This is a genomic window from Aromatoleum toluolicum, assembly GCF_012911005.2.
GTDB lineage: Bacteria > Pseudomonadota > Gammaproteobacteria > Burkholderiales > Rhodocyclaceae > Aromatoleum > Aromatoleum toluolicum.
This window is the reverse complement of sequence record NZ_WTVS01000112.1, coordinates 1-11354: the sequence shown is the minus strand read 5'-3', so window position 1 is coordinate 11354 and position 11354 is coordinate 1. Positions and strand designations below refer to the sequence as shown.

General features: G+C 65.2%; 12 protein-coding genes. 2 read left to right on the top strand and 10 right to left on the bottom strand.

Annotated elements, in window-relative coordinates; all coding sequences use genetic code 11:
- Window positions 1–217: 217 nt before the first annotated feature.
- Both bzdO and bzdN read right to left on the bottom strand, forming a co-directional pair.
- Window positions 218–1528: a benzoyl-CoA reductase, bzd-type, subunit O gene (gene bzdO / locus GPA27_RS26585; RefSeq protein WP_246261509.1), complete on the bottom strand. Its 1311-nt coding sequence runs from the start codon at window positions 1526–1528 to the stop codon at window positions 218–220.
- A gap of 19 nt (window positions 1529–1547) precedes the next feature.
- Window positions 1548–2687 (bottom strand): benzoyl-CoA reductase, bzd-type, subunit N, encoded by a 1140-nt coding sequence (bzdN, locus tag GPA27_RS26580; RefSeq protein WP_169143437.1) that lies wholly within the window; start codon window positions 2685–2687, stop codon window positions 1548–1550.
- Window positions 2688–3102: 415 nt separating this feature from the next.
- Between bzdN and GPA27_RS26575 the strand changes: the two genes are divergently transcribed.
- Both GPA27_RS26575 and GPA27_RS26570 read left to right on the top strand, forming a co-directional pair.
- Complete coding sequence (locus tag GPA27_RS26575) at window positions 3103–3585, top strand: DUF3304 domain-containing protein (protein WP_169143436.1); 483 nt, start codon at window positions 3103–3105, stop codon at window positions 3583–3585.
- 99 nt (window positions 3586–3684) lie between these two features.
- Window positions 3685–5196 carry a T6SS phospholipase effector Tle1-like catalytic domain-containing protein gene (locus GPA27_RS26570; RefSeq protein ID WP_256223129.1) on the top strand — a complete coding sequence of 504 codons (1512 nt, stop codon included), beginning with the start codon at window positions 3685–3687 and terminating at the stop codon, window positions 5194–5196.
- Between the two features lie 108 nt (window positions 5197–5304).
- Here GPA27_RS26570 and GPA27_RS26565 read toward each other — a convergent pair whose 3' ends face one another.
- The 8 genes from GPA27_RS26565 to GPA27_RS26530 all read right to left on the bottom strand — a co-directional run bounded on the left by GPA27_RS26565 (window position 5305) and on the right by GPA27_RS26530 (window position 11209).
- Window positions 5305–5478 carry a rubredoxin gene (locus tag GPA27_RS26565; protein WP_169143434.1) on the bottom strand — a complete coding sequence of 58 codons (174 nt, stop codon included), beginning with the start codon at window positions 5476–5478 and terminating at the stop codon, window positions 5305–5307.
- Window positions 5479–5665: 187 nt separating this feature from the next.
- The gene (locus GPA27_RS26560; protein WP_169143433.1) at window positions 5666–6469 is read right to left on the bottom strand and encodes an enoyl-CoA hydratase/isomerase family protein; all 804 of its coding nucleotides are present in this window, start codon (window positions 6467–6469) and stop codon (window positions 5666–5668) included.
- A 162-nt stretch (window positions 6470–6631) separates the two neighbouring features.
- The gene (locus GPA27_RS26555; RefSeq protein ID WP_169143432.1) at window positions 6632–7045 is read right to left on the bottom strand and encodes a benzoyl-CoA thioesterase; all 414 of its coding nucleotides are present in this window, start codon (window positions 7043–7045) and stop codon (window positions 6632–6634) included.
- A 6-nt stretch (window positions 7046–7051) separates the two neighbouring features.
- A complete protein-coding gene (locus GPA27_RS26550) occupies window positions 7052–7822 on the bottom strand; it encodes an alpha/beta fold hydrolase (protein WP_169143431.1) in 771 nt (256 codons plus the stop codon).
- Window positions 7823–8527, bottom strand: a complete 705-nt coding sequence (locus GPA27_RS26545; protein WP_169143438.1) for an ABC transporter ATP-binding protein — start codon at window positions 8525–8527, stop codon at window positions 7823–7825.
- Between the two features lie 79 nt (window positions 8528–8606).
- On the bottom strand, window positions 8607–9365 hold the full coding sequence (locus tag GPA27_RS26540) for an ABC transporter ATP-binding protein (RefSeq protein ID WP_169143430.1): 759 nt from the start codon (window positions 9363–9365) through the stop codon (window positions 8607–8609).
- Entirely contained in the window at window positions 9358–10326 is a 969-nt protein-coding gene (locus GPA27_RS26535) for a branched-chain amino acid ABC transporter permease (RefSeq protein ID WP_169143429.1), read from the bottom strand. The genes GPA27_RS26540 and GPA27_RS26535 overlap by 8 nt, the downstream gene beginning before the upstream one ends.
- 16 nt (window positions 10327–10342) lie before the next feature.
- Window positions 10343–11209 (bottom strand): branched-chain amino acid ABC transporter permease, encoded by an 867-nt coding sequence (locus GPA27_RS26530; RefSeq protein ID WP_169143428.1) that lies wholly within the window; start codon window positions 11207–11209, stop codon window positions 10343–10345.
- Window positions 11210–11354: the final 145 nt, after the last annotated feature.

Sequence of the window (11354 nt, the reverse complement as noted above, 5' to 3'; positions counted from 1 at the left end):
GCTGGGGTGGGGATGGGTTTACGCAGCCGTGGCCGAAACCCATCCCCCTCCTAACCGGTAGTCTCGGCTTCGCCTCGCCGCTCCACAGGCGGCGAGCAGTGCTCGCCGAAACCCCTGCTCCGCCCCCCTTGAAGGGGGAGGAACAAGGTGCCCCGCCAGACTCATCAACTGGAAAGGCGCGCCGCTCTCTATCGGTTTTTTGGGGGTGCGATGCGGATCAGGCCGCGAGCCTGCGCAGCCCGAGCTGCTCCATGAAGGCGTCGACGCGCGCCTGGGTGCGCACCTCGTCGAACTCGCGCTCGTCGCCCATGTTCCCCTCGTAGGTCATGATCGGGATGCCAGCCTTGGCCATCGCCTGGCGGTTTTCCATGATGCCGACCGAGAGGCCTTCGCAGCCGCGGTTGAGGTGCATCATGCAGCCATCGACACCCCAGTCGCGCGCGATGTTGAGCATCATCTCGGACTTCACCGACGGGTCGAAGAACTGCTGCCACAAGGGCTTCGACAGGTTCCAGTCCGCATACAGGCGCAGCGCCGTGTCGCGGTCGTTCATCTCGATGCCCTTCTCCCACGGCAGCGTGCGCGCGCCCCAGGAGCCGTCTTCCTTGTACTCCCACGTGCCTTCGAGGCCGAAGGTGTAGAGCGAGCCGATCGACACCGCGCCGTAGCTCTCGAGGTAGCGGAAGATCTTCAGGAAGGGCCACGGCGGCTGCGTGTCCGACATCAGGCGGCAGCGCTCGTTGGGCACCGCGGCGATGCCGCGCACGACGCGGTCCTTCACTTCGTCGTACAGCTCGTCCATGAAGTCCGCGCACCACTGCGACGACTTGTGCAGGATGCACAGCACGTACAGCGAGTACATCGTCTTCTCGTCGAGCGGCGCGGGCCGCGCCTTCTGCAGCTCGCAGATCTGCGCCCAGCGGCTGGTCGAGCGCATCTCGTTCTTGATCGCGCGGATCAGCAGCTCGTCGTCGCACTTGCGCCCGGTCGCCTTCTCGACGAACTCGATCGAGTCGTGCAGCTGCGCCGTCACGTAGTCGAGCCGTTCGGGCGTCAGGTCCTTGTACGCCCCGACCGAGACGTCGACATAGAAGTCGGGGATGTTCTTCACGCGCGCGACGTGCTGGTACCACTTCGCGTGCGAGCAGCAGATCTGCGTCTGGTAGATGAAGTCCGACTTCGGCCACTTGCCGCCGTAGAAGTATTCATCAAGGTGCATGCTGCCCCAGTAGATGCGCATGTAGGAGCACATGTCGCGCGCAAAGCCGTAGGACTCGGCGGCGTCGAGGCAGCGCTGCGTGAACTTCTTGTCGAGCGACACGCCGGCCGAATACGGCTCGCCGGTGAGCGGATAGACGTCGTCGCCGAGCGAGGTCGGGATCGCGTCGAAGGACCAGCCGGCGGCGGACCAGCGGATGCCGCCGTTATCCTTGGCGCGCGCGTAGTTCTGGTAGTACTGCTCGCGCAGCTGCTTGGCCTTGCTCCACAGCTTGAGCGGTTCGGTCGGGTAAAGCGCCTTCATATCCATGACTTGTCTCCTGTGGGGCTCAGAACAGCTCTTCTTCGCTCAGCGTCTCGAGCATCGCTTCGATGCGGATGCGGAACGGGCCGATCGGGTTCGTGATGTCGAACTCGAGGAACAGCGTCGGGATGCCGTTCGCCTCGAGGTGACGCTTCAGGTCCGGGTAGTCGCCCTCGTGCGGATCGCAGAACTTCTGCTGCAGAAAGACCGCCGCCTGCACCTTGTATTCCTTGGCCAGGTTGAGCACGTGGTCGAAGCGGGTGTGCGCCGGGTAGTCCTTGGTCGGGCAGGCAGGGCGGTCGCAGTAGCGTTCGGCGATCGCCTTGATCACGTCGTCGTCGTTCTTCGACGCATTCCAGAAGTAGCGCGTGCCGGAGCACTGGTCGTCGATGACGATCGTGGCGCCGACCGACTCGACCATCGCCATGAAGGAGACGTCGTCGTTCTCCGAACCGATCGTCATGAAGCGCGCGCCCGTCGGCCGCGTCACCTTGCGCGCCGGCAGCGCAGCGAGCACCTTCTTCAGCATCTCGTTGTGTTCGCGCTTGTCGATGAACTGCGCGGTGATCGACGCGTACAGAGCCTCGACGCCGGTGACCTTGGGCTCGTCCGCCTTGCGGTAGTCGAACAGCTCGCGCAGCAGGCGGCGGTTCTCGTCCATCACCGCGAGCGCGTCGCGCAGCATGTCGTCGGTGAGCGTCTTGCAGGTGAGCGTCTGCAGGAACACACGGAACTGCTGGATCTCGGCGTAATGCGCCTTGCGCGAATGCGGCGACTGCACGTCGTTCGGCATCGCGACGTAGTAGTCCCACTGCACCGTGGGCACGTTCTGGCGCCACGAGCTGTAGGCCTGGCGGTACTGGATGCACGACTGGGTCAGCGTGACGCCTTCGGCGTAGTCGAAGCGACCGAGCAGTCCCTGGGCGAGCGAGTCGCGACAGAACGGGCAGAACATGCCGAAGATGTGCGGCTCGGTCACGTTCTGCGGCTCGTGCGCGCCGAGCACACGCACCGGCAGCATGCCCGCCGCGATCAGCAGCTCTTCCGGTGTGTAGGTGCACATCGTCGCGACGACCTGGCCGCCGGTGCGCGCCTTCCACGCCCGGGCGTAGTCATGGCGCTTTTCGTACCACTCCTTGAACTGGTCAAACAATCCGTCGTTCATGAATCCGTCTCCTTTTGATTGCCCCGCCCTGTCGGGGAGCCTGTCCGGCCAAGTCGTTCCGGTCCCGTCTCCATTTCAGGCTGTTTGATGTCCATCAACTGACTGAACGCTCGTTCACTCTACCCGCGGATTTTTCCGAAATCAAGTACTGAATGAACAATTATTCATTCTCATGCAACGGAGTGCATGCGCACGGGCCGCCAGGCGCGACCGGTTAGCCGACCACGGACTTGAACACGAGCAGTCCGAGGGCGTGTCCAGGTGCACCATCGCCCCGCCACGGCCGCTCGCGGCAATTTTCATTTGTCATTAGCTCGGCAGCACGCGGTACACTGTCCGCTGCGCGGGGATCGCCGTTGATCACCGTCGCCAGGCGCAAAGAATTGCCTTCCGGTTACGCATCTGTCACGCAAACATGAAAATCTGGAAACCTGCCCTCGGGGCGCTGGCCGCCCTCTCGCTCTCGTCCTGCGCGACCCCCTTCGACTCCGGCAATGAGCCCGGCCAGATGCTGGTGCCCGTGAACCACACCCACCGCTACGCACCCAATATCGTCGTCGAGGACGCATGGGCGGGAAACGTCGATGCATATGGAGGAGGCGCGGGCGCAACATGCTGCATCGCAGGCCGCAAGGACTGGTCGAAACCGGCCCTGGTGCAGTGGCGCTGGGGCGCCGAGGACGATCCCGCCACCGGAAAGATCACCGTCGCCGGCGAAGACCGCTCCGCCCTCGTCCCCTTCCCCCGTGCCCCGCATCGCATCAACAAGAGCATCAAGGACGACTGGTCACGCGAGGACTTTCTCGCCGATGAGATCTATCTGTGCGTGATCTTCCGGACGGTCGATACAGTCGAGTTCGCGTTCTCCTCCACGCGCAGCGGATGCACCACTAAATAGTTTCATTGCAAGGTTCGAGACATGAGTGTCAGACAAGCCGGCACCCCCACCACCGACGATCAGCTCGCAAGCGCCTGGCAGCAAGGCGCGAAGAAGCGTATGGAAGACAAGATGGCATGGTGGACGGCCGATTCCACGCCCGCCGACCGCGTCCGGTGCCGCCTCAATCCCAAGTTGTCCTTCTTCTTCGACGGCACCGGTAACAACCTGTACCAGGAGATGGCCAAACCCGAGCCCGAACGGGCACTGTCAAACATTGCGAAGCTCTATCAAGCGGCGATAAAGGACAAGGACGGACTGGAGGCGGTACCCACATACATTCCCGGGGTCGGCACGCCGTATCGCTATGCGAACGGCAACATCTCGCCGGACGAAGACAAAGGCGGAACCCTGGGGCTGGGTTTCGGCGCTGGCGGCGAGATGCGCCTCGAAGCCGCACTGTACGAGTTCCGGCGCATCCTCGAGATCGACTGGAGCGCGGGCGCCGTGCGGCACATGGAATGGATCACGCTATCGGTCTTCGGCTTTTCGCGCGGCGCGACCCTCGCCCGCGCCTTCATCCGCCGCCTGATCGCCGAGCAATGCGAACGTGATGCCGACAAGCGTTTGATGTGGAAGTCACGCTACGGCGAGCGGGTACGCCTGCGCATTGTCTTCATGGGCCTGTTCGACACGGTGGCGTCGGTTGGCGGCCCCGGGCTGCATATGGGCTGGGGCTCGGAACTGGCGATTCCCGAAGGCGTCGAGCGCTGCCTGCATTTCGTTTCAGGGCATGAAGTACGACAGGCCTTCCCGCTCGATTCGGTTCGCGTCGGCAGCGAATACTCGGAAAAGTGCGAAGAGGTGATCTACCCCGGCGTGCATTCGGACATAGGAGGTGGCTATTTCGACGGCTTTCAGGGCCGGTCCAATTCGCTTTCGCGTGTTCCCTTGCGCGACATGTACGCCGAGGCCCTGAAAAGCGGGGTGATGCTGCGCAGGCTTTCCGACGCGCCGCTCGAAGTTCGCATGGAAATCGCGCTGCCGCCCGATTCACCGCTATTGCATGCCTATCACGCCTACATGGCGTCCCTGCCGGCGGCCGATGGCTCACTGGAGTCGCTGCTGCATGCACACCGCAAGCTGAAATTTCGCTGGCGCGCCGCGATCACGCGGACGAGCAGCGACAGCCGCGTGCTTGGAGCGCTGCACCGCAGCGTCGATCCCATGGTGTGCGACGCGGTAACGGCGCACAACCACCATCGGACGTGCTCACCGACTAGCTGGACATACGAACTGCCGCGCAATCCGGATGTACAGGCGAAACAGCTTCTGGCCGAGCATCGGCGTCTGGTGCGCCAGATTCCTGCCATCCGCGAGCCGGTCGAAAGGCACGGCGACGCCACTTGGAGCCGCGCTCGCACCGGCTACGAAGAATTGATCATCGCCACTTGGGACGATCGGTCAGTACTTCCGGCAGAAGTCGAAATCTTCATGGCCGAGCATGTCCACGATTCGGTCGCACACTTCACCGAATGGCCATGCGCACTGCATGATCAACGCGCCATCTTCTACGATGAAACGCGCATCCTCGCGAAGCGGGAAAGGCGCCGCAGCACCGCACATGCATGACACCAAGGTACTTCATGTTGGGCTTGATGTGGCGCGTCGCGTGTCCCAAGCCTTCGCGCCGACCACGGGCACCTACGCGTCCGCGGCCAGCGCAGTCATCGCCGTGCCTCAGCCCTCCTGTTCGGGCGCCGGGTTGAAGTGTTCCTTGCCGTTGCCGCAGTCCGGACAGACCCAGCCCTCGGGCACGTCTTCCCACTTGGTGCCGGGCGCGATGCCGTCGTCAGGCAGGCCGTCGGCCTCGTTGTAGGGGAAGTAGCAGGCGCTGCACTGGTAGGTGGTCATGATGGCGGTTCTCTCTCTGTCGTTGCGGGTGGGGTCGGACGCTCTGCGGCGCCGTTGTGGGATTGCGGTTTTTCGTAGGGCGGGAGCTATCCCGCCAAATGGGCGTATCGAGCCGGCACCGCCGCGTGGCGGGATGCGCTGCGCTCCTCCCACCCTACGGGCAGGGACGTGCGGGATCGCACTGAGGTCATATCGGCGAGCCTGCCGGGAAATTCGGCGTCCTTCGCTCGCGCACGGCCGCCAGGCCTTCGCGCACCTCCGGGCCGGTGAAGCCGAGCATCTCGAGCGCGACGGAGTTGTCGAAGATCGGGCCGGCCTGGCGCAGCCAGTTGTTGAGGCTGTGCTTGGTCCAGCGCAGCGCGGTCTGCGGGCCGGCGGCGAGTTTTCGTGCGACGTCGAAGGCGGTGTCGCGCAGGACGTCGGCCTCGACCGCCATCGACACCAGGCCGATGCGCTCGGCTTCCTCACCGCTAATCTCGTTCGACAGCAGCAGATGCAGCTTGGCCTTCGCCATGCCGCACAGCAGCGGCCAGATGATCGCGGCGTGGTCGCCGGCGGCGACACCGAGGCGCGTGTGGCCGTCGATCAGGCGCGCGTTCTTCGCAGCGATCGAGATGTCCGCCAGCAGCGCGACCGCGAGCCCGCCGCCGACCGCCGGGCCGTTGATCGCGGAGACGATCACCTTCGAGCAGTTGATCATGTTGTAGACGATGTCGCGCGCTTCCTTCCACACGCGGGCGCGGTGCTCGAACTCGTCGACCATCGCGGCGACGAGGTCCAGCGTGCCGCCGGCGGAGAAGCCCTTGTCTTGGCCGCGCACGACGATCACCGACACGGCCGCGTCGCGGTCGAGGTCGCGCCAGATGTCGGCGAGTTCGCCGTGGCCGGTCGCATCGGCGGCGGGCAGCTTGCCCGGTTCGCCGAGGATCACCTCGGCGATGCCGTGCTCGTGCAGTTCGACCTTGAGGTTGGTGTAGCGGCTGTAGTCCATCGTCTGTCCTTCTTCCTTGTCAATCCGGCCCCCGATACCGCTCGGGCTGAGCCTGTCGAAGCCCTGGCAGCGCCCTTCGACAGGCTCGGGGCGAACGGCGGAATTCGGTCGTCGCGCCAATGAAATCATCGGTCTTGCCGCGACGGCCGGATCGCATCCGCCCTAATCCATCAGATAGCGGCTGAAGCGCGCACGCCATTCGTCGTCGATCATCGTCGAGCGCGGCGCGCCGCCGAGGTCGGCCCATACCACCGTCTGCTTCGCACGGAAGCGCACCTGCTCGCCCATCGATGCGGTGGTGACGATGTCCATCGAGCTGCCGCCGATACGCGCGACGTAGAGCGTGAAGGTGAGTTCATCGCCGTGCATGCTCGGGGCGATGAAGTCGACTTCGAGGTGGCGCATCGGCACGCCGCGGCGGATTTCCGCGTGCAGCTTGTAGAAATCGACGCCGATGCCGTGGTCGAACCAGTCTTCGACCACTTCATTGCACAGCACCAGGCACTGCGGGTAGAAGACGATGCCGGCGGGGTCGCAGTGGTGGAAGCGGATGGATTTCTTGCATTCGAAAATCATGGCGGTTCAGTCCAGGATGCGGTTCACGAATTCGCCGACGGCCTCGATCACGGCCGCGGGCTGGTCTTTGTGCGGGGAATGGCGGCAGTCGGCGAGCTTGACGAGATCCACGTCGCGCGCCTGGGCGGCGATGCGGTCGATCTGCGCCATGGTGCCATATTCGTCGTCCTCGCCCTGAATCGCGAGCACCGGGCAGGCGATGCCGGGCAGGTATTCCTCGATGTTCCACGCGCGGAAATCCGGATGCAGCCAGATGTCGTTCCAGCCCCAAAACGCAGCCTCGACGTCGGCGTGATACTTGCCGAGGCGCGCCGCTAGGTCGGTGCTCTGCCACGCGACCTTGGCCTGGGCGATGCTCTCGACCGAGATGTCCTCGACCAGCACGTGCGGCGCCATCAGGACCACGCCGGAGAGCGGTGTGCCGGTACCGCCCGCGCAGATCAGCGCGATCGAGCCGCCGTCGGAGTGGCCGAGCAGGATGGGCCGGTCGAGCTGCAGCGCGTCGAGGAACGCGGGCAGCACCGTCAGCCCCTCGTCGTGCATGTAGCGCGTCGTGCGCGGCAGCTCGGCCGGGTCGGAGCGCCCGTAGCCCGCGCGCGAATAGACGATGGCCTCGCAGCCGGTCGCATCCGCTACCTTCTGCGGGAAGTCCCGCCACATCGACACCGAACCCAGCCCTTCGTGCAGGAACACGATGGCGGGCGCGCCCTCGCGCGGATGCGCCGAGGGCAGGCGGACGTATTCGAGACGCTTGCCGCCGACCAGCACTTGTTTCATTCAGACCCCCAGGTGTTTCTTGATGAGCTCGGGATTATTGCGCACCTCCGCGCTCGGGCCGTCGAACACGACCTGGCCCTTCACGAGGATCATCGAGCGGTCGGTCAGCGCGGTGATGGCCGCGTGGTTCTTGTCGACGATCACCGTCGCGATGCCGCTGTCGCGGATCTCGCGGATCACGCGCCAGATTTCGCGCACGATCAGCGGCGCCAAGCCCTCGGTCGCCTCGTCGAGGATCAGGAGATCCGGGTTCGTCATCAGCGCGCGGCCGATCGTCAGCATCTGCTGCTCGCCTCCGGAAAGATTGCCGCCGCCGTTCTCGATGCGCTCGGCAAGCCGCGGGAAGGTCGCCATCACGCGCTCGAAGGTCCACTCGCGCTGGCCATCGACGCCGGCTCGCGCGGCCATGATCAGGTTCTCCCTGACCGTCAGGTTGGGGAAGATGCCGCGACCTTCGGGCACGTAGGCGATGCCCAGCTTCGCGATCTTGTGCGTCGGCCCGCCGGTCATGCGCTGGCCGCGCACCAGCACGCCGCCCGCCTTGGGCATGAGGAAACCCATCAGCGTGCGGATCAGCGTCGTCTTGCCCATGCCGTTGCGCCCCATCAGCCCGAGCGCCTCGCCCTTGCGGATGTGGAAGTCGACGCCATGCAGGATGTGGCTGGAGCCGTAGTAGGTGTGCAGGCCGACGCCTTCGAGCAGCATCTCGCGCTGGTCGGGGCTCTGCTCCGCGGCCGCCGGGGTAACCAACTGAGCCGCCTCGTTCACTCTGAACATGGACATGTCATTCATGCTCCGCCTCGTGTCCCAGATAGGCCGCCTGCACGTCGGGGCTGTTGCGGATCTGCTCCGGCGAGCCCGATTCCAGCACCTGGCCATTGACCATCACGGTGATGCGGTCGGCGACCGCGAACACCGCGTCCATGTCGTGCTCGACGAGGAGGATCGCGCGCGTCGCCTTCAGGCGGTTGAGCAGCGTGACCATCTGCGCCGACTCCTCCGAGCCCATGCCCGCGAGCGGCTCGTCGAGCAGCAGCACTTCGGCGTCGGTCGCGAGCACCATCGCGATCTCGAGCTGCCGCTGTTCGCCGTGCGACATCGTGCCGGCGACGCGGTTCTCGCGGCCGGAAAGACCCGCCTCATTGATCGCCGCACGCGCGCGCTCGACCGCTTCGGGCATGCGCAGCGCGTCGGTGAACAGGCTCCACGGGCGGGGCCTTCTCGACTGCGCGGCGAGCCGGCAGTTCTCCAGCACCGTGAACTTCGGGAAGATGTTGGTGCGCTGGTAGCTGCGGCCGATGCCGATGCGCGAGCGCTGGTAGGCCGTAAGCCCGGTGATGTCCTCGCCCTTGTAGCGGATCGTGCCTTCGGACGGCGGCAGGTCGCCCGACAGCATGTTGATGCAGGTCGATTTGCCCGCACCGTTGGGCCCGAGCAGCGCATGCAGCACGCCGCGCTCGAGCTGGATATCGACGTTCTGGTTCGCCGTCAGGCCGCCGAAACGGCGCGTCATACCTTCCGACGAGAGCAGGACTTCAGACATTGCTCTTTCCCCCGTTGATGCGCGCCATGATGCGGGCCGGCGTTGCGGTCAGGCCGCCGGGCATGAACAGCACCGCGGCGACGATCGTGAGCCCCATCAGCAGCTGCCAGTGCTTGGTGACGCTGGTGAAGATCTCCTGCAGGCCCACGAGCGCGACTGCCCCGGCGATCGCGCCGGCGAGGTTACCCATGCCGCCGAGGATCACCATCAGCAGCACATCGCCGGACTTGTGCCACGACAGGTATTCGGGCGTGACGAAGCCGAACAGCACCGCGTACAGGAAGCCGGCGAGGCCCGCGAGGCCGCCCGCCAGCGTGAAGGCGGCGAGCTTGTAGCGGAAGGTCGCGTAGCCGAGCGAGAGCATGCGGTGCTCGTTGCTGCGGATGCCGACCAGCACGCGGCCGAAGGGCGAGCGCAGCACGAGCTTCAACAGGCCGTAGGCGAAGAGCATCGCCGCGACGACGAAGTAGTAGAGATGCAGCGGCTCATTGAGGTCGAACGGCGCCCAGCCGGCGATCGCCGCGTCGGGCTTGAAGTTGAGGTAGATGCCGTCCGAGCCGCCGCCCACCGGCGTGTCGTGGAACACGTAGTAGGCCATCTGCGCGAAGGCGAGCGTCACCATGATGAAGTAGATGCCCTTGGTGCGGAGCACGAAGAGCCCGATGACGAAGGCCGCGACGGCCGCCGCGAGCACCGAGGCCGGCAGCGCCAGCCACAGGTTCGCCGGGTCGTACTTCGGCGTGAGGAGTGCCACCGCGTAGGCGGCGATGCCGAAATAGGCGGCGTGGCCGAAGCTCACCAGGCCGGTGAAGCCGACCAGCAGATCCAGGCTCATCGCGAAGATCGCCAGGATCATCACCTTGGCGATCATCTCGGCGTAGAAGTCCGAGCCGAAGACCGGGAAGGCCAGCACGCCGGCCATCACGGCCAGCTTGAAGAACGTGGTTGTACGGGAATTCATTGCCTCATCCTTCCTCTCAAGCCTTCTTGAAGATGCCTTCGGGGCGCCACAAGAGCACCACGGCCATCACCAGATAGACCATCAGGCCCGCGAGATCGGGCAGCAGCACCTTGCCGAAGGTGTCCGCGAAGCCGATCACGAGTGCGGCGACGAGCGCGCCCCACACGGAACCGACGCCGCCAATCACAACGATGACGAAGGAGATGATCAGCACGCTCGACCCCATGCCCGGATAGACGGAGGAGATCGGCGCCGCGAGCATGCCGGCGAGGGCGGCGAGCGCGACGCCCAGCGCGAACACGGTGCGGTACAGCACGTTGATGTCGATGCCGAGCGCCTTGACCATGTCGCGGTCGTGGCTGCCGGCGCGGATCATCATGCCGAGGCGCGTCTTCTGGATCAGCCAGTACAGCCCGCCCGCGAGCGCGACGCACACGACCGAGATCACCAGGCGATACACCGGGTAGCTGAGGTTGTCGGACAGCGGGATCGAGGCCGAGAACAGCGCGGGAATCGCGACGCCATGCACGTCGTCGCCGACCGCGAGGCTCCTCAGTTCCTCGAAGATCAGGATCAGGCCGTAGGTCAGCAGCACCTGCTCGAGGTGGTCGCGCTTGTACAGATGCGAGAACAGCGCCCATTCGAGGATCGCGCCGAACACGAACGCAAGCGGGATGCCCAGCGCGATCGACAGCATCAGGTTGCCCGTCATGCTCGTCAGCGCGAACGCGAGGTAGGCGCCGACCATGTAGAAGCTGCCGTGCGCGAGGTTGATGATGCCCATGATGCCGAACACCAGCGTCAGCCCGCTGGCCACGAGGAACAGCAGCAGGCCGTACTGCAGCGAGTTCAGCACCTGGATCAGGAAGGAAACGAAATCCATGAGTCTTCCCCTCCGGGCGCCGTTGCGGGCGCCTGGATATGTGTGGAGTGAAGCGGAAGGACTTGCGAGCGACCCGGCAATCAGCCGGATGACGTCGGGGGCCCTTGTTCCCCCCCCTTCAAGGGGGAGGTTAGGAGGGGGATGG